Origin of the sequence: Megasphaera jansseni (assembly GCF_047974155.1) — a bacterium.
Classification (GTDB): Bacteria; Bacillota; Negativicutes; order Veillonellales; family Megasphaeraceae; genus Megasphaera.
On the sequence record NZ_JBHYRR010000029.1, the window covers coordinates 1 to 18897 of the forward strand.

Genomic DNA, 18897 nt, shown 5'->3' on the forward strand with positions numbered 1-18897 from the left:
TCGACTTGCATGTGTTAAGCACGCCGCCAGCGTTCGTCCTGAGCCAGGATCAAACTCTCCATGATATATGGAAGAGCGTTTGGCTCTTGTTTATTGATTGGTATTACTCATTGTTTGACGTTCTATAAAATAGAACCTCGCACGTTGGCGTTCATTCAGTTCATTGTTCAGTTTTCAAAGGTCATCGTTGTCATCACCGGGTGGCGACGACTTGTTTATTTTAACAAACTCAGAAGAGCTTGTCAAGGATGAATTTGAATTTTTTTTAAATTCAAACTTCCTGCTGCGTCAGGGTCTTGCCCGACAGCTCATTTAGTATACTACTGTGTAAAGGAATTGTCAAGGATTTTTTTCAAATCCTTGACGCAGGCCGCCGGTCGCTGTTCGCAGGCCGCGAACCATCGCCTGTAGCGATGCGTTCATCGTTCACCGTTCGTCGTTCATCGTTCGTCGTTGCTCCATAACGTATTCGCAGGTCGCAGGTCGCAAAACCATAGAAAGCGCCGGTCGCAGGCCGCAGGCCGCAGGTCGCAAAACCATGCCACATTGACTCGTCACGTATATCGTCAACTGTTCGCGGCGGGCCGCTCAAGGCTCCCTTCATAGGGGAGCTGGCCGCCAAAGGCGGTCTGAGAGGTTAAAGGCTGGCCCCGGTTGGGGCGTTTTTTTACGAGCCGAGGGTTACTCGAGGCGATGAGCTCCGGCCTGCGGCCTGCGAACGGCGGCCTGCGGGCTCGCAACAGCGCGCCCTTTCCACTTGTACTTTTTGCGCTATATATAGTATAATTATGTCGAGTACTTGTATTTTATATTTCCTTATTAGGCAATGAACAGGAGTTGTTACGCATGAACAAAAAATGTTTAGCTCTGGCAGCCGCTGCCATGGCGGCTGTAACGCTGGTCGCCGGCTGTGGTTCTTCGGCAGACAAAAAGGATGGCGCTTCGGGAGATCAGAAAACCCTCGTCGTCGGCATGGAACCGACGTTCCCGCCTTTTGAATTCACGGAAAATGACAAATATATCGGCTTCGATATCGATTTAGCCAATGCCATCGGCGAAAAGATGGGCACAAAAGTCGAAGTCAAGAGCCTCGGTTTCGACGCCCTCATCCCGGCCTTGCGCAGCGGCCAGATCGACATGATCGCTTCCGGCATGGACGCTACGCCGGAACGGCAGAAACAGGTTTCCTTTACGGAACCGTATTTCCAGGATGGCTATTCCGTCGTCGTCCGCAAGGATAACACCAACATCAACGGCTTTGACGACCTCAAGGGCCGCACCGTCGGTTCCCAGGTCGGCACCAAGGGCGTAGACCTGGCTACGGAAGCCGGTGCTACGGTCAAACAGTATGACGCCAACAGCCAGGGCTGGATGGAACTGCAGAGCGGCACGTGTGACGCCGTCGTCATCAACACATCGGTCGCCCTCTATTACATGAAAGAAGGCGGCGATAAAGATCTGAAGATCGTCGGCGACGCCAAGAAAGCCGATGCCGGTATCGCTATGGCTGTATCCAAGGATAAACCGGAACTCCTGGAAAAGGTCAACAAAGCCCTGGCCGACCTCAAAGCCGACGGGACTTACGCCAAACTGTACAAGAAATGGTTCGGCGTCGATCCGAAGGCATAACCCATGTATAAAGCCTACGTATTCGATTTCGACTATACCCTGGCCAATTCGGAAAAGGGTATCGTCATGTGCTTCCAGCTCCTCTTCGAGGCCGAAGGCTATGACGGTATCCCGGAAGAAGATATCCGCCGCACGATCGGCATGACTATGTATGACGCCATGGCCCTCCTGACCGGTGAAACGGACCCGGACCGCGTCAATGCCCTGATCCGGGAATACAAAGTCCGCTTCTCCGATAAGTACATGACGGCCAACACCCATCTCTACCCGCAGACCCTGCCGACGCTCCGCGCCCTGAAAGACGCCGGCGCCTTGTGCTGCATCGCATCGACCAAGACCCGGTCGCGTATCGGCGAGACGCTGCGGAAATACCAGATGGAAAATCTCATCGACCTCGTCGTCGGCGTGGAAGATGTTGCCAAGGCCAAACCGGCACCGGACGGAATCAACGCTGTCTGCCGCCATTTCAGCCTGGATAAAAAGGACGTCCTCTACATCGGCGACAATACCATCGACGCCAGGGCCGCCCAAAATGCCGGCGTCGCCTTTGCCGCCGTGACGACGGGAACAACGACGAGCCAGGAATTCGCGTCCCTGCCCCATGTGGCAATCATGAAGGATCTCAGCGAAATCCTTACTATTCCCTAATTGGAGGAACCTATTATGATGAAGAAAAAAGTTACGACCCTCGTCGCTGCCTCGCTGGCAGCCCTGACCCTTCTCGCCGGCTGCGGCTCCAACGGCACAGCCGATAAAAAAGATGGCGCAGCCAAAGGCGACAAGACCCTGATTGTCGGCACGGAACCGACATTCCCGCCTTTTGAATTCACGGAAAATGAAAAAGATGTCGGCTTCGACATCGACCTGGCCCAGGCCGTCTGCGATAAGCTGGGCTACAAGATGGAAGTCAAGAACCTCGGCTTCGACGCCCTCATCCCGGCCTTGAAGAGCGGCCAGATCGACCTCATCGCCGCTGGCATGGACGCAACGGATGAACGGAAGAAACAGATCGACTTCACCGACGTCTACTACCAGGGCGGCTACACCATCGTCGTCCCGACAGGCAATACGGACATCACCGGCTATGACTCCATCGCCGGCAAGACCGTCGGCGCCCAGGTCGGTTCCAAGGCCGCCGATTACGCCAGAGAACACGGCGCCAACGTCAAGGAATTCGATACCAATACCCAGGGCTGGATGGAACTGGAAGCCGGTACGTGTGATGCCGTCTCCATCGATAAAGCCGTCGCCCAGTATTACCTCCAGCAGGGCGGCAAGGATAAGCTCAAGATTGTCGGCGACCCCATCACATCCCGCGGCGTAGCCATGGGCATCAGCAAGGATAAACCGGAACTGAGCAAACAAGTCAACGAAGCTTTGAAGGAAATCAAAGCCGACGGAACGTACGCTAAAATCTATAAGAAATGGTTCGGCGAAGAACCGAAGCAGTAAAAAAAAGGCTTGTCGCACATGCGACAAGCCTTTTTTTGCACTGTAGGGGTCGCCACGTGGGCGACCCGCCGGGTATTCGGCGACGCGCTCCCCGGGCTGGAAAATTCCACATATTCCAGACGGGCTCGCCACGTGCGAGCCCCTACAATAAAATCACGAGATTCCTGCTACAAACTACAAACTCCGCACTACAAACTATAAAGCAAAAGAACCTCTCCGGCCCGTTGGGCCACCTCCCCTATGAGGGGAGGCTTTACGAGCCACTAGCCACGAACTACTTATTTTTTATCCTTTTTCTGGAGTTTGGCCAGGCGGTCTTTTAAGGACAGGAATTGGCCCTGGTTGTCGGACTGGAGTTCGGCTTCGGGCTGGATGGTCTGGTCTTTATAGGCAGCTTTGCGTTTGGCGGCTTCGGCAGCGGCTGCGGCCCGGCGTTCTTTGGCTTCTCTGTCGGCCTGGACGGCTTCGCGGATGGGCTGGAGCTTACTATCTGGGACGACGAGGAAGCGGACCGGCAGGTTAGCTGCTCCCGGCGGCATAATATGGATGGTCATATCTGTCCCGGCCGGGAAGGTATCGACGTATTCCATGGCATACGGGTCATTGAGGCCCATGGAATGGCGGTTCCGCGGCAGTTCGACGATTTTCTTGTCTTCGCCCCGCTGGGGATCGCTGTAGATGAGTTCCGTTACGCCGGCATATTCGCCGCCCTGGGGATTGAAATACAGGTGGATGTTCCCGGTACCAGTCGTGCGCAGGTGGATGGTGTAATCGACGCCGTAGTTGCCCGTGTCTTCCGAGGCCCGGTTATCCATGACATCGCGGCCCTGGAGGAAACGGTCCCAGACGCCGTCGGCCAAAAGGATATAGCCGATGCCGCTGTCCGTCGAATACGGAATGAGCGTGCTCAGGTAACGGTCCTTGCCGTGGAAAGTGCCGCGCAGCTGAACAGAGTCACTGGCCAGGTACTGCTGCTTGCGGATGAAGGCGACCGGGTCTTCCTGCGGCGGCAGGATCATGGACGACAGGATCATCGGTTCCGGCAGGCTGACATTGACGATGCCCGAAAAGAGCTGGTCCGGCCGGACGACGGTCTCATTGAGGCGCTGGCCGACGACGGCATAGCCATGAGCCGGGACGTTGATCTTATTAACCGTCATATTGCCTTCATAGTACATGGTCGACAGTTCCTTGCCGACCTGGTAGTAGTCCGTGCTGGGCCGCGTGTACTGATAGCCCTGGAGGATCGCTTCCAGCGGATACGGATGCGGGTTGTAGAGCATAGCTACGATTTTCCGGTTATACGGGTGCTGGTTGACATGATAGAAATAGAGGCGCACGTCGCCGCTGACCGTATCCCCGTAGAGGATCCCGTCACCATCGGCGTATTCCGGACTATCCGAGAGGAGCAGCGTCCCCGTATCGACAGGGGCTGTCATGGAAATAGGAAGCATACGCTGGGCGACGACGCGGTCCATGACGTCCGGGTCGTCGACAGCGGGCAGATCCGCTGCCAAAACGCCGGCCAAAGGCAGACAGGCCGTCAGCAGGCCGGCTATATAGGTACATAGTTTCTTAAATTTCATCTTCTCGTTGACCTTCTATCTGTTTCGCTATATCAGCGATTTTTTTAAAACGATGGGACAAACCCGACTTGGTCAATCCCGACTGGGCTGCCAGTTCACTCATGGAGGCTTCGGGATTGGCCATGCGCAGTTCCGCCGCTTCCCGCAGCTTCGGCGACATGCGCTGGTACAGGCCCGATTCCTGGATACAGGTAATAGCCCGGCGCTGGCGCACGGCGGCATCGACAGTCTTCTGGAGGTTGGCCGTCTCGCAGTTGACGACGCGGTTGACATTATTGCGCATCCCCTTGACGACGCGGACGCTTTCAAACTTGAGATACGCCTGGGCCGCGCCGATATACTGCAGGAACTGGGATACCCCATTCCCTTCTTTGATGTAGACTAAATAATCGCCCTTGCGGTCTGTCGTCTTAGCCGGCAGGCGGAAGCGGCGCATGATTTTCAACAACTTTTCAGCAAAAGCGGCATTGCCCGTCACCAGTTCCAGGTGATAGTCGCCTTTGGGCTGATTGACGGACCCGCCACCCATGAAAGCGCCCCGCAGGAAAGCCCGCTGGCAGTCCGTCTTCTTGAGGTCGATGGCCGAGAACTCCGTATCCGTCGGGAACAGGGACAAATCCCGCAGGATGGCCGTGCTTTCCGGCGACGGCGACACGCGCAGGATGTAGTAATTCTTCTTGCGCAGGCGCAGTCCCTGGCGGACCCGGACTTCAGGCCGGACCGGGAACGATTCCATCCACATCTTCAGGGCCTTGCGGGCGACGGCATTATTGGACGTACTGAACTCGATGCCGATGGTCCCACGTGAGCCGAGGATGAGCGAGCCGCCCATGCAGAGCAGCGCTGCCAGTTCGGCAAAACGGCAGGCGGCATTTTCCGGCTTGCAGTGGGCGATTTCGTTTTTCACTTCTTCTGCAAAAGACAATAGGACGCCGCCTCCTAACGATGGTTGAATGTGTAACGTTTCAAATAGTAATGCAAGAGCTCCGGCGACAAATCGGTCCGCAGGGCATTGATCAGATCAAAGAGGACATTGGCCAGCTTCTTCGTATCGTGGGTGGCACTGTTTTCCTTGTTGATGAGATCCGACAGGATAAGCGTCGCACCGGTCTGGCCGACTTCCTTCTTATCGATTATGACCGGATGGGATCCGTGGGCGACATAGCGCTGGAGGACGGCCGGATCGACGTCGCCGTTATTGGCGATGACGAAATCGATGACCTTGCCGCCGGCCTGGCGGTTGATGGCCTTGATGTGGTCGGATACGGTGTAATCGTCCGTTTCCCCGGGCTGGGTCATGACATTGCAAATATAGATTTTCGGCGCCTTGCTGGTGCGGACGGCCTGGACGATATCGGGCACGCAGAGATTGGGCATGATACTCGTATAGAGGCTGCCCGGTCCGAGGACAATGGCATCGGCATCCTTGATTGCGTCGACGGCCGACTGGATGGCCTTCGGATGTTCCGGCGTCGTAAAGACGCGTTTGATCTTGCCGTGGGCATGGGGGATCTGTGATTCCCCTTCGACGATGCGGCCGTCGGTCATTTCGGCGTTGAGGCGGAGCTTTTCCGCCGACGACGGGATGACCTTGCCGCGGACGCGCAGGACCTTGCTGGTCGCATCCATGGCTTCTTCGACGTCGCCCAGGACTTCGATAAGGGCGGCGATGAACAAGTTGCCGAAGCTGTGGCCTGTCAGGTTGCCGGACCCGCCGAAGCGGTGGGCGAAGAGCTTTTCCATGAGCCCTTCCTTATCGGCCAGGGCGACCAGGCAGTTGCGCAGGTCCCCTGGGGCGATGATATCCAAATCCTGGCGGATGCGGCCTGTCGAACCGCCATCATCGGCGACGGTGACGACGGCCGTCAGGTTATAGGTCTTGGCCTTGAGGCCGCGCAGCATGACCGACAGGCCCGTGCCGCCGCCGATGACGACGACTTTCGGCCCTTTGGACAGCTGGAGGTTGGAGAAGATCAGGTCACTGAGGTTCTCCGATTCGCCGGGCATGACAACGCCGATCATGGTGCGGATCAGGCGCCGCGTCGCCCAGGCCATGACGACCAGCCCCAGGAGGATGACCAGGATGCCCATGCTGGCCAGGATCGTATAGTTGTAATGGCCCGTCACTTCGTAGAGCAGGCGGAAAGCCCATTCTTCCAGCGATCCCAGCCATTGGTAGTTAAAGGTCAGGATAATGCCGAAGCTGGAACACATCATGCCCAGGCCGAAAAGAAAGAGCCATCGCTTGATGTGCAATCCCGGATGCAGCCATTTCATAAAACGCATGACAGCACCTCCTACGCTTCGCCTTCATACCCCGGCGCATCTTCTTCGACGTCGTTCTTCTGGATATCCCGGTGTTCGATGGATACGTCGACGCCGTTATCCCTCAAGTGTTTATACATCGCTTCAGCCATACAGACACTGCGGTGCATCCCACCGGTACAGCCGACGGCGATGACCAGCTGGCTCTTGCCTTCCCGTTCATAGTTGGGCAGGAGGAAGTCGATCATATCGAACCACTTTTCCTTATACGTCTGGGTAATGGGGAAACTTTCGACATAATCGCGCACACAGGGCACACGGCCCGATTTATGGCGGTATTCATCGATATAATACGGGTTGGGCAAAAAGCGTACATCTTCGACGATGTCCGCATCGATGGGCATGCCGTGCTTGAAGCCGAAAGAGACGACGGTGACGGTCATGCTCTTCTTGCTGTCCGTAATGGCATAGCGCTTGACCAGAATCTCCTTGAGCTGTTTCGGCTTGAGATTCGACGTGTCGATGATGAAATCGGCTTTCTGGCGCAACGATGCCAGGCGCTTGCGTTCTTCGGCAATGCCCTGGCTGATGCGGCCATGCGGGGCCAGGGGGTGGACGCGGCGCGTTTCCTTATAACGACGTACCAGGGCCTGATCCGACGCCTCGATGAAGACGATTTCGTAGGAAATGCCTTCGGCCTTGAGATCTTTCAGGCACTGGCTCATGGCATCGAAGAATTCACCGCCCCGGATATCGGCGATGAGGGCCACGTGGCGGACCCGTTCGCCGCCTTTGATGCACAGTTCCGCAAACTTGGGAATCAGGACCGGCGGGATATTGTCGATGCAGAAATAACCGATGTCTTCCAGCACCTGGACGGCATGGCTCTTACCGGCACCGGACATACCGGTGATAATGATCAAATGAAAATGGTCCATAAGAACCTCCTATATACAATGTTACAATACAAATTTCTCAACCGCTGCGGCGACGCCGTCGTCATTATTGGACGCCGTGACATAGGACGCGACGGCCTTCACTTCGTCGGCCGCATTGGCCATGGCGACAGGGAAACCGGCGGCTTTGAGCATATCCAGGTCATTCTGGGAATCGCCGAGGGCCATGATTTCATCGGCCGTGATGCCGTAGAGCTCGCCCAGGCGGCGGATTCCCCTGCCCTTGTCGACGCCATTGGGCATGATTTCCAGGAACGTCGGCATGGAAAAGAGGATGTTGAACTGACCAGGGAAGCGTTCCTCGATGAGGGCCTTGCGGGCCACCAGGTCATCGTGTTCGCCCCGGCTGAGGAGCTTGTTGCAGTCGCCCTGGACATGATAGAATTCATCGCCGCAGATGCAGGCCTTGCTGTGCGTGATTTCTTCATAGCCGCGGATCCATTCATCGTCCCGGGCCGTGCGCAGGACGTCGTCGATATAGGTCTGCATCTGCCAGCCCTTTTCCCGGGCCAGGTCGACCAGTTCCTGCGCCGTCTGTTGCGGGATGGCCTGCTGGAAGAGGATTTTCTTCGACTCCAGCGTCTCGATGAGGCCGCCGGCAAAGAGCAGCAGCGGACTGTCGCCGAGGTTCAGGCGGTCGCCGTAAGGCCGGGCCGTCTGATACATGCGCCCAGTCGCGATGGCGACGACGACGCCTTTATCACGGGCTGCCTGCAGCGTCCGGACCGTCCGATCCGACACGCTGCCGTCGCTGCGCAGGAGCGTCCCGTCGAGGTCGATGGTGATCATCCGTACCGGCTTCATCAGGCCTTGTCCCCCTTCCAGTCGAAGACGACACCCTGGCTGGACGGTTCGGCTTCCTTCGGCGCATCGTTGACATACTGCAGGTCGTCGGCATAGCTCTGAGCCAGTTTATCGATTTCCTGCTGCTGGTCCGCCGTAGCCTTGCTGCGGTTCTTCATGGCAGCTGCAATCATTTCCGTCACTTCATAGCGCGTCAGGTTGTACGACGGCGCAAAACGCGTCATCGGCACTCCCGTCAGGCCGGCTTTGGACAGGTCGTAGACGGCTTTGTATTCCCAGGTATTACGGTCTACGGCGTCGAACTGGTTCGGCGCATAGGGATTATAAGCCAGGGCCGCGCTGACCCCCAGGCAGCACCAGACTGCCAGCAAAAGAAAGAATCGTTTCATCGTTGTCCCCCTCTATAAACAAATATACTCCCTGCCGGGTCTAACGTGCGTCATACCTGAAAGAGAGCATATCCATAAAATACGTATTATTGGGCTTTTTTAGCGTCCTTTTCGGCGTCACTGCCGTCGTGGCTGCCATGGTCGGGTACAGCTTTCTGCGCAGCTTCGGCCGAAACGGTGACAGCCGGGGCTGCCGGTTTGACGGCGACCGATTTATCAGCAGCGACAGGAGCCGCATCTTCGCCATCGAGAGCCATGTCGTCGAGCAGCTTGAGCTGGCTGGTCAGGATGGCACGGCACTTGGCACGGTATGCCCCAGTCTGGGCCTTGAGCTTTTCCCATTCCTGCCGGGACTGCTGCAGATTCAGCATCGTTTCGTCGAGCATCTGCTTCTTCTTGCTTTCGGCTTCCTGCAGGATGAGGTCGGCTTCCTTGCGGGCCGAGACTTTGACGTTTTCTGCCGTCTGCTGAGCCAGCATGAGCGTACTGTTCATGGTAGCTTCCATCTTTTCATACTGCGTCAGCTTGTCCTGCAGGCTGTCGCAGCGTTCCTTCAATTCGCAGTATTCACGGTATACCTTTTCATAGTCGCCGGCGATGTTGTTCATAAAGGCGTCGACGTCTTCTTCGCTGTAACCGCGGAAGCCGCGTTTAAATTCTTTGTTGTGAATATCCATTGGTGTAAGCATGGCATTTCCTCCGTGTGAAAAGGAATCACATATACCGTTTCAGCAAGACGCCGATACGGCCCTTCCTCGACGTACCCGTAATTTCGGCCAGTTCCATCCGGCCCTTGCCGCGCAGCGAAATGACATCGCCCTCATTGACGTCCTGGCTCGGCCCCTTGGCAGGCTGCCAGTTGACCTGGACCCGGTCGCCCTTGATGGCTTCGGCCGCCTTGGTACGGGAAATGCCAAAGCCCGAAGATGCAATGGCATCGAGGCGGAGCGATGCGACGGTCGTCTTGATTTCCTTGACCTTTTCCTGGCGCGGCGCAATGTCCGACAGGGGCATCTCTTCGATGGCAATGGATACCATGGCAATTTTAGTGAAATTCTGCTGTAAATACGGGACGAGCTTCGTATCTGCCAAAAGGACGGCGCCGGCATCCTGCATGATGATGTCGCCGAAGCGTTCGCGGCCGACACCGAGGCTCATGAGCGAGCCCAGGACATCGCGGTGCCCCAGGAGCCGGTAGCGGTCATCCCAGGACAGGCGGCAGGCGGTGATGCCGAAATCGACAGGTCCGTCATAGTCGGCGCTGACGAAAGCCAGCTTGACCCGTTCCGCCCCTTCATAGCCGCCAAAAGTCCGGAGGACCAAAGACGGCACGTGGGCCTGGATGGTCTCACCGATCTGGACGGCACCGGGCGATACGAACTCGCTGACAGCATAGGGACGGCCCTTCGCCGTGCTGTCAGCCAAGTCGATAAGGCGGGCGGCGAGCTCGCCATTATCGGTTCCCTGATAATATCGGATGATCCGATCTCTATTCTTCAAACTGATCCCTCAATTACTAGTGCTGCGGCGTGTTGCTGCCGTTGTTGTTATTGTTGTTGCTGTTCCAGGCCAGGGGCGGCGTATTGAAATCACCGTAGTCGTCGCGTTTGCCGTGGTCGACGGTGACGTTGCTCGGTACGCAGAGGAAGATTTCCTTGCCGACCTTCTGGATGTTGCCATCCAGGGCATACGTGGCGCCGCTGACGAAATCGACGACGCGTTTGGCAATGTCGTCCGGCGTCGATTCAAAGTTGATGACGACGGGCTTGCGGTCGCGGATATAATCAGCGATGCTCTGGGAATCGTCAAAGGTTTCCGGTTCGACGATGACCATGCGCAGCGGTTTTTCCTGGGGAGCTGCATAATTGACACCAGAGCGGTGCGGTGCTACGGCCGGTGTGCGGCGTGGTGCGCGTTCTTCTTCCATTTCTTCTTCATCCTCGTATTCATCCGTTTCAAATTCGTCGTCTTCATTGACGCCGCCTACAGTACCAACTAATTTATCCCAAACTTTCTTTACTCCCATGGTGAATACTCCTCCTTAGTAATTACGGGGCCCAAAGATTGCCGTACCTACGCGGACGACATTGGCACCTTCTTCGATTGCTATTTCAAAATCATGGGTCATGCCCATAGACAGGTAACGGATTTGACCTTCCGGAAACTTCGGCTTCATGTCTTCATACAAAGCGTGGGCGATGCGGAATACAGGCCGTACATCCTCTACGTTGTCGTAATTCGGGGCGATGCACATGAGACCCAGGACGCGGACGTGTTCCATGCCCTTGGCCAGTTCGCACATAGCCGGGAAATCTTCGACTTCCATGCCGAATTTGCTTTCTTCGCGGGCCACATTGACCTGCAGGAGAATATCCTGTACCTTGCCGATCTTGCCGGCTTCCTTATCCACAGCTTTGAGCAGATGTTCCGAATCGATCGAGTGGATGAGGTCGAAGTGTTCGACGGCATGCTTGGCCTTATTGGTCTGCAAGTGACCGATTAAGTGCCAGGTCAAATGGTTATCCGGGAACGCTTCCAACTTCTGAAGTGCTTCCTGGACCCGATTTTCACCGACGTCAGTAACACCGCATTTGGCGGCTTCTTCCATCATTTCTACGGGATGATTCTTCGTAACTGCGACAAGCGTAATTTTGTCAGTCCTGCCGACGCGGGCAGCTGCATCGGCAATTCTCTTATTTACTGCCTCAAGATTTTCCTTAATCAAGCCTATCCCTCCGTAGTGCATGTGATTATATATATTCATATATTTATAAAACATTACACTTCTTTTATTATATATAGTTAAGGCTATAAAAGCTAGTCATATTTAAAAATTTGTCCCATCTGCTTTTCACAGGACGGCAAAGGCCCCCATGCGGCCCGTATGACCGCCGTCGCGGCGATAGGAAAAGAACTTCCCTGCCTCGGCAAAGGCGCAGCTGGTCGTGATCTCGATGTGGTCCGGTCTAAGGCCTGCTTCCTCCAGGAGCAGCCGGTTGGCCTGCCATAGATCGACGGACCAGACGCCATCCTTTTCGCCGGCACAGTTCCCATAAGCCGGTCCCAGGCGGCGGAAAGCCATGGCCGTCGCCTCGCTGACTTCGTAATGGGCCCGGGAAATGGACGGCCCTACATAGGCCAGGAGGTCCTTCGGGTCCGACCCGTAAGCCAGACGCATGGCAAAGACCGTCTTGGCCGCCAGGCGCTGCACCGTACCGCGCCATCCGTCGTGGATGACGGCAACGGCACGTTTCACCGGGTCGTAGACGATGACCGGCACGCAGTCGGCGATGCAGAGCAAGAGCGGCACGCCGGGGATGTTGGTCATGATGGCGTCCGTATGGGCCAGGGCGTCAGCATAACTGCCGGCACCGCAGCCGATTTCTGCCGGCCCTACGGCGACGACGTGGTCTTCATGGGTCTGCTGAGCCGTCGTCAGCTTCTGCAGGGGATAGCCCAGGAGCGCGCAGAGACGGCGCCGGTTCTCCAGGACGGCCTTGGGCTGGTCGCCGACGTGGAGAGCCAGGTTCAGCGACGTGAACGGCGCCTCGCTGACGCCGCCGCTCTTGCCGGTCACGCCGTGGCGCAGGCCGGCGTCTGCCAGGAGAGTGCTTTCTTCCCAGCAGATCCCGTTTCCATGTTCTATCCACTTAGTCATGATGTCCTCCACAAATGTGACAGCGCCGGCAGCCATCGAAACAGGGAATGGTGAATTCCCCGGCTTCGGCCTTTTTCAGCTCGTCCGTCAGGTACGTCGGCACCAGTCCCGTGTCGAGCGTATCCCAGGGCATGACGGCATCCGTCGGCCGCTGGTCATACAGAAATCCTTTGATATCGAAATGAAGTTCCTTGGCAGCCCGCTTCCAGCCCTTGACGCCGCCGTATTCGTGGGCCTTGACCAGGAGGTCGCCGACGCGGCGGTCGCCCCGGGACAGGACCCCCTGGATATAGGCCGAGCGCAAAGGCTCGATGAGCAGCTCGATCTGTTTATCCTTCAAGGCCTTCTTGAGGAAATTGAGCCGTTTCTCGACGACCTTCTTTTCCGTCATGGCCATCCACTGGAACGGCGTGAAAGGCTTGGGGATGAAGGGATTGATGCTCAGGGTGATGCGGCTCAGGTTGCCAATGGACGCCATATGCTGCTGGACGCGGCGGGTCATATCGACGATGCCCTGGATATCCTCGTCCGTCTCCATGGGCAGGCCGACCATGATGTACATGCGCACGTGGCGGATACCGGCGGCCGTCGCCAGGTCGATGGAATGGAGCAGGTGCTCTTCGGTGATGCCCTTGTTGATAATGTCCCGCATGTGTTTGCTGCCCGCTTCCGGCGCCAGGGTGATCGTCTTCTGGCCGCTCTCGGCCAGGCCCTTGACGATGGCCGGCGTAATCGAATCGGCCCGCAGGGACGCACAGGAAAAGGCCAGCCCCTGTTCGCGGATGAACGTGACCAGTTCGTCGATATAGGGATAATCGGAAATGGCCGCGCCCATGAGACCGATTTTCTTGCCCAGGGCCTTGCCGCGCAGAACAGCGGACTTGACGTATTCCAGCGGTCGGACGCGGGGCCGGCGGTAACAGTAGCCGGCCATGCAGAACCGGCAGTGGCGGCCGCAGCCCCGGGCGATCTCGATGAGGTACATAGCACCGAACTCCGTATTCGGCGTGGCGATGACCGTTTCCGCCGGCTGCGTCAGCTCGTGCCATTGGCGTTCGACCTTGGCCGGGATGCCCTCTTCCGGGACGATACGCACGACGTGGCCGTCGTCATCGTATTCGTGGCGGTACAGGGACGGCACATAGACGCCGGGCACATGAATGGCCAGATAGCGCAGCAGGTCATGACGGGACAGGCCCTGGGCCCGCGCTTTTCCATAGGCGTCGAGGAAGGTATGGATGAAACGCTCCCCTTCGCCGACCAGGACGACATCGACGAAAGGCGACAGCGGTTCGGCATTGAAAAAGGCGACAGGCCCGCCCATGACGACGAGCGTATCGTCATCGCCGCGGTCGGAGGCCAGGACGGGGATGCGGCCCATTTCCAGGATTGTCGGCACATTGAAATAATCCATTTCAAAACTGACCGACAGGCCGAGGATCTCAAAATCCGACAGGGGCCGGCGGTTTTCCAGGGAAATGAGCGGTTCCCCGGTCTTCTCAAAGACCTTCATGAGTTCCTTGTCCGGCAGGAAGGCCCGTTCACAGAGCCAGTCCTCACGGCCGTTCACTTCGCGGTAGATGATCTGCATCCCCAGATTGCTCATAGCCACGTCATACGTATTGGGATAACAGATAGCCATGGCATGGCGCGTCCCGAAGGGATATTGTACGGCCCCCGTCTCCTGGGCCATCAGAGCATCCAGCGCTTTCTCTACTTGCCAGCTCATGCACACATCTCCCCTTTCGTTCATCGTTCGTTAGGTATCCTATATTGTATCACAGAATGTCCCGATGGGCCAGCAGCGTCTTGCATCGCCTCTCCCATCGTGTTATGGTATTAATTGATGTTCGCAGGCCGCCGTTCGCAGGTCGCAGGCCGCAAAGCCTCCCCTCATAGGGGAGGTGGCCCAACGGGCCGGAGAGGTTGAATTTCCGCACACTACTTCAAAAGCAACCTCTCAGTCAGCTTCGCTGACAGCTCTCCTATGAGGCGAGCCTTGAGAAAGAGCCCCTCAGACCGCAGGCCGCCGCGGTCCCACGGACCGCTTCGGTAGGGGCCGTCCCAAAGAGCGGCCCGCTTATTTCAAAAAAACGGAGTTATATCATGGAAAAAGTCCTCTTCGTCGCCCTCGGCGGCGGCATCGGCGCGGCTTTGCGCTATTTACTCACGGAACTGGCCAACCTCCACGGCGGCGTCTTCTTCCCATACGGTACCATCCTGGCCAACCTCATCGGTTCCTTCTGCATCGGCGTCCTCTTCGTCTTCTTCTCCGAAAGCAGCGATCTGTCGCCCATCGTCAAACTTTTCTTCGTCACCGGCATCCTCGGCGGCTTCACAACCTTCTCGACGTACAACATGGAACTACTGACCTTCGTCCGTACCGGCGCCGTCTTCCCAGCCCTGGCCTATTTCTCGTTCAACGTCATCGGCGGCTTCGTTTGCTGCTGGCTCGGCTTCGCCACCGGCAATGCCCTGTGGAGCTAGGGGTTCGTGGTTCGTGGCTCGTGGTTCGTGGCTAGGAGCGCTTGCGGAAATCCCCTGAATCGCAGGTCGCCGTTCGCAGGCCGCAAAGCCTCCCCTCATAGGGGAGGTGGCCTGAAAGGCCGGAGAGGTTGAATTACCACAGGCCGCGTTTCAAAAGCAACCTCTCAGTCAGCTTCGCTGACAGCTCTCCTATGAGGCGAGCCTTGGGAAAGACCCCCTCCAGACCGCAAGCCTCCCCTCATAGGGGAGGTGGCCCAACGGGCCGGAGAGGTTGAATTTCCACGCAGTGATTTAAAAACAACCTCTCAAGGGAGCAAAAAGAAGCTGTCGCATCGCGACAGCTCCTTTCAAGTTGTTAGTGGCTAGTGGCTAGTTGTTAGTTGTTAGCGGATGGGTTTAAATTTAAAGCTTTTCTCTGCAAACTACAAACTCTGTGCTACAAACTATAAAGTAAACGGGTCATCACATGATGGCAAAAACCTTCGTGCGACAGCCCCTTTTTTACTTTAGGCCGGAAATCACCGTATCGGCCGACCGGTTGCGTTTGCGCTAAGATGGTTGGATATGCGCGCTGGGGCAAGGCGGAGGAAGGAGGCGTAGCCCCATAGCTACGTCGACTGACGACAACGCAGTCCCAGCGTGCAGAGCCGGCCAGATTCGCGCAATAAGCAGCCGGCCGACCGATACTACTAATGTTGTGCCGGTGCACCGACGGTTTTTGTTTCTTCCACCAATCCGTCCGTAGCAATCGCTTTCTTGGATACGAAGCTGATACCGCAGAAGGTGACGGCGCAAACAATCCATTCAGCATAGATGACGTGCGGCAGTACGCGAACGGCCGGAACGAACATCCAGGCGACGAGGACGATGATAGAAGCCAGGATGGTGTAGAATGCAGCCTGACGGGAGCAATATTTCGGAGCATACATGGTCATGAGGACGATGACTGCGAAGGCTGTCATCAGCGACAAGCCAGCCATCAGCGTCGAAATGATACCGCTGATAGTCAGGGCGAAGCCTAACGTCAGCAGGCCCAGGAGCAGGACCGAAATCCGGGTAACGGCCATGTATTTCTTATCGGACATCTGGGGATCGATGAACTGTTTATGGATATCGTGGGAATACAAGGTAGCTGCCGACAGCAGGAGATTGCAAGCCGTGCTGACATCAGCAGCCCACAGCGAAGCCAGCGTGACCCCGGCAATCCAGGGATTGAGGGACATGATAAGTTTCGGCAGAGCCGTCGTCGGCGAAATAGCCGGATACATTTCCGAAGCGATGACACCGAGGAGTGCGGCGATGAAACCGACCGGCAGCATGACCAGGCCGCCGATGATGAAGCCTTTGCGGGCCGTCTGGACATCCTTGGCGCCAAGAGAAATCTGGATGATAGCCTGGAGCGAAACATTGACCGTAATGAGGACGACGATCCAGGTAATGATGGTCATAGGACCAACACCGCTGATGAGGTCCATGGACGTAAGGGACGGAGCCTGGATAGCGACGACGTCGATGCCGCCGGCCATACCCAGGATGAGGAAGGCCGCTACCGTAATGCCGATGTACTGCAAGGTAACATTGAGGACATTGGACTGGCTGGCCGACCACATGCCACCGATGAGGGTAATGCCGATGAAGACGACGGCGCTGGTGAGCATGCCCGTGACCGGCGTGAAGATGTTCGGCATCAAGGCGGCCAGGATGGCGCCGCCTGCCACGTACTGCAAGCTCATGATGACCAGTTGGACCAGGACCTGACAGCCGATACCGGCAATCATGCTGCGGCGGTCATAATACCGTTCCAGCAATTCCGGCACGGTCGTAATATTGAGCTGACGATACTTCTTGGCAACCGTCAGGCCCATGACGATGGCCCCGATGCCCCAGGCAGCCGTATACCAGCCAGCCGATAACCCGACTTTATAAGCCTGTTCAGCCACGCCGATAGTCGAAGCCCCGCCGACGGCCAGGCCAACGATGGACACCATGATAAGGGGCGTCGTCAATTTGCGGCCAGCCAGGACATAGGCTTCTGCCGATGCGGCAGCCTTGCGCTTGACATACCAGCTGATACCGAAGAGAACGCCGATGTACACTAAAATAATGAAGACTTGAATCCCTGTAGTTCCCATAGTAAAAACTCCTCTCTAAAATAATTTCCCGAAAAAAAAGCCGCCCCTCACAAAAGGGACGACTCAGTCGCGGTACCACCCAATTTACCGATAGAAGGATAAAAAAAAGAGTGGTACGCCAGGGACGGAAGATTCCGCGGTACCACCCTAATTATCTCGAATCGATCAACTCATGGCCGTATAACGGCAGCCGCCCCGGTACAGCCTACTCACGTTCAGCCGTACAGTTCAGGAATGAACTTCATGCCTTCTCCCTTATCCCCTCACACCGGCCGGAGACTCTCTGAAAAGTTCAAAGACACTACTTTTTTCCATCACAACTGTTATCAGGAAATCTGTTGTTGAAATGAATTATACAGGAAAATAAAATAAAGTCAAGCAAAATCTGACGAAAAAATCAAAAGAAAATCACGTAAAACGTACTACGAATCAAGTAAAACGTGCGACCTGAGAATCAAGACAATTTCTGTGTTTTTATGCGATTTATAGTGATAGCGGAACAATTTTCCCAACACCGGCAATGACGCCAGAATGGGCACCTTGCGGAAATGCTCGACCTCTTCCCGGCGAATCAGACCGCCGATGACCAAAGGCTCGCCATCGCGCAGACGCACGACCGTCCGGGCCTGGCGCGTCGCAATGCGGTAGGCCTTCATTTCCGGCACAAAAACAGGCGTACTCACTTCCGCCACCAGCTGGGCCGTCACCGAATCATCGGGATGGATCTGCGGCGTGTACGTCAGCTTAATGCCCGCCTCTTCGTACGTCGTGCTTACCATCGTTTCCTTGCCGGACAGATGCTCTGTCTGGACGGGAACCTTATCACCAATGAGGATATGCGCTTCCCGGCCATTGGCAGCGACCATGTGGGGCGAAGCCAAAATATGGGCCTGCCCCTTTTCTTCAAGGGCGTGGATCGTCCCAGCCAGGGAAAAGACGTCGTGGTCCGCTCCGCCTTCTACCGTCGACCAGTTCCACTCGACACCGGTCTGCTTCAGCAAACTGTCATCGACAGAGGCGACCTCTACCGAGACATCGACTTGACGCGCCGGCACATCGAGGCGCTTCACCAGGGACTGGACAGCGGCTTGAACTTGATGCGTCCCGCCGACGACGAGGGTATTCGTATCGCTATGACAGCGCACATCGGCTTCCGGTACGGCTGCCTGAACGGCTTCCTTCAAAACGACCGGGTCGGCATAGCGCAGCGCCCAGGTATGGAATGTCTTGACGCCTTTTCCTGATTTCGCCCCGCTCATCATACGGATAGGGCCGGATTTTTCGTAATACAATCCCTGGCTGTCAGCAATAGCCTGCAAGGCTTCTTCCAAAGTGACGTCATGGAGGTTCAGGGTCAACGAACCCTGCACGCTGTCATCGACGACAAGATTGACATTCCCTGACCGGGCCAGTCCTTCCAATACCGTCCGCGTCGGCACATCCCGCACCTGGACATCGACAGCACCGGCTGTCCATGGACAAAGACAGCAGATGCCGGCTGCCAGCCATTTCTTCCACTCCTTCATAATGCTCCCTGCC

Annotated in this window: 18 protein-coding genes, 1 rRNA gene and 1 other annotated feature; of the genes, 4 read left to right on the forward strand and 15 right to left on the reverse strand. The window is 56.6% G+C overall.

Annotation, left to right across the window (positions count from 1 at the left end):
- A 16S ribosomal RNA gene (locus ACE418_RS10640) occupies positions 1-65 on the reverse strand; the annotation flags it as partial.
- A gap of 781 nt (positions 66-846) precedes the next feature.
- Between ACE418_RS10640 and ACE418_RS10645 the strand changes: the two genes are divergently transcribed.
- From ACE418_RS10645 to ACE418_RS10655, 3 genes are read left to right on the forward strand one after another with little or no spacing between them, the layout of a single operon-like run.
- On the forward strand, positions 847-1629 hold the full coding sequence (locus tag ACE418_RS10645) for a basic amino acid ABC transporter substrate-binding protein (protein WP_020309993.1): 783 nt from the start codon (positions 847-849) through the stop codon (positions 1627-1629).
- Between the two features lie 3 nt (positions 1630-1632).
- A complete protein-coding gene (locus tag ACE418_RS10650) occupies positions 1633-2277 on the forward strand; it encodes an HAD family hydrolase (protein ID WP_416450590.1) in 645 nt (214 codons plus the stop codon).
- Between the two features lie 18 nt (positions 2278-2295).
- Entirely contained in the window at positions 2296-3081 is a 786-nt protein-coding gene (locus ACE418_RS10655) for a basic amino acid ABC transporter substrate-binding protein (protein ID WP_416450628.1), read from the forward strand.
- Positions 3082-3359: 278 nt separating this feature from the next.
- On the opposite strand, the gene ACE418_RS10660 is transcribed toward ACE418_RS10655, so the two are convergent.
- The 12 genes from ACE418_RS10660 to ACE418_RS10715 all read right to left on the reverse strand — a co-directional run bounded on the left by ACE418_RS10660 (position 3360) and on the right by ACE418_RS10715 (position 14468).
- The gene (locus ACE418_RS10660) at positions 3360-4667 is read right to left on the reverse strand and encodes a hypothetical protein (protein ID WP_416450591.1); all 1308 of its coding nucleotides are present in this window, start codon (positions 4665-4667) and stop codon (positions 3360-3362) included.
- A complete protein-coding gene (gene whiA / locus ACE418_RS10665; protein ID WP_298586324.1) occupies positions 4657-5592 on the reverse strand; it encodes a DNA-binding protein WhiA in 936 nt (311 codons plus the stop codon). Before whiA ends, ACE418_RS10660 begins: the two co-directional genes overlap by 11 nt.
- A 14-nt stretch (positions 5593-5606) precedes the next feature.
- Entirely contained in the window at positions 5607-6953 is a 1347-nt protein-coding gene (locus ACE418_RS10670) for a gluconeogenesis factor YvcK family protein (RefSeq protein WP_416450592.1), read from the reverse strand.
- A gap of 11 nt (positions 6954-6964) precedes the next feature.
- Entirely contained in the window at positions 6965-7870 is a 906-nt protein-coding gene (gene rapZ, locus ACE418_RS10675; RefSeq protein ID WP_416450593.1) for an RNase adapter RapZ, read from the reverse strand.
- Positions 7871-7891: 21 nt separating this feature from the next.
- Complete coding sequence (locus ACE418_RS10680) at positions 7892-8692, reverse strand: Cof-type HAD-IIB family hydrolase (RefSeq protein WP_416450594.1); 801 nt, start codon at positions 8690-8692, stop codon at positions 7892-7894.
- A complete protein-coding gene (locus tag ACE418_RS10685) occupies positions 8692-9081 on the reverse strand; it encodes a hypothetical protein (RefSeq protein WP_416450595.1) in 390 nt (129 codons plus the stop codon). Before ACE418_RS10685 ends, ACE418_RS10680 begins: the two co-directional genes overlap by 1 nt.
- A gap of 86 nt (positions 9082-9167) precedes the next feature.
- The gene (locus ACE418_RS10690) at positions 9168-9770 is read right to left on the reverse strand and encodes a DivIVA domain-containing protein (RefSeq protein WP_416450596.1); all 603 of its coding nucleotides are present in this window, start codon (positions 9768-9770) and stop codon (positions 9168-9170) included.
- A gap of 25 nt (positions 9771-9795) precedes the next feature.
- Complete coding sequence (locus ACE418_RS10695) at positions 9796-10581, reverse strand: YlmH family RNA-binding protein (RefSeq protein WP_416450597.1); 786 nt, start codon at positions 10579-10581, stop codon at positions 9796-9798.
- A 16-nt stretch (positions 10582-10597) separates the two neighbouring features.
- Positions 10598-11107 (reverse strand): cell division protein SepF, encoded by a 510-nt coding sequence (locus ACE418_RS10700; protein ID WP_416450598.1) that lies wholly within the window; start codon positions 11105-11107, stop codon positions 10598-10600.
- A 15-nt stretch (positions 11108-11122) separates the two neighbouring features.
- The gene (locus ACE418_RS10705) at positions 11123-11806 is read right to left on the reverse strand and encodes a YggS family pyridoxal phosphate-dependent enzyme (protein WP_014015161.1); all 684 of its coding nucleotides are present in this window, start codon (positions 11804-11806) and stop codon (positions 11123-11125) included.
- A gap of 126 nt (positions 11807-11932) precedes the next feature.
- Entirely contained in the window at positions 11933-12739 is an 807-nt protein-coding gene (pgeF, locus tag ACE418_RS10710; protein WP_416450599.1) for a peptidoglycan editing factor PgeF, read from the reverse strand.
- Positions 12732-14468 (reverse strand): radical SAM protein, encoded by a 1737-nt coding sequence (locus ACE418_RS10715; RefSeq protein ID WP_416450600.1) that lies wholly within the window; start codon positions 14466-14468, stop codon positions 12732-12734. Before ACE418_RS10715 ends, pgeF begins: the two co-directional genes overlap by 8 nt.
- Positions 14469-14845: 377 nt before the next feature.
- Between ACE418_RS10715 and crcB the strand changes: the two genes are divergently transcribed.
- A complete protein-coding gene (crcB, locus tag ACE418_RS10720; RefSeq protein WP_416450601.1) occupies positions 14846-15226 on the forward strand; it encodes a fluoride efflux transporter CrcB in 381 nt (126 codons plus the stop codon).
- Positions 15227-15915: 689 nt separating this feature from the next.
- Here the strand turns inward: crcB and ACE418_RS10725 are convergent.
- Both ACE418_RS10725 and ACE418_RS10730 read right to left on the reverse strand, forming a co-directional pair.
- Positions 15916-17358, reverse strand: a complete 1443-nt coding sequence (locus tag ACE418_RS10725) for a sodium:solute symporter family protein (RefSeq protein WP_416450602.1) — start codon at positions 17356-17358, stop codon at positions 15916-15918.
- Between the two features lie 117 nt (positions 17359-17475).
- Positions 17476-17685 (reverse strand) — a binding site (T-box leader).
- Between the two features lie 95 nt (positions 17686-17780).
- A complete protein-coding gene (locus ACE418_RS10730; RefSeq protein ID WP_416450603.1) occupies positions 17781-18884 on the reverse strand; it encodes a secretin and TonB N-terminal domain-containing protein in 1104 nt (367 codons plus the stop codon).
- Positions 18885-18897 lie beyond the last annotated feature (13 nt).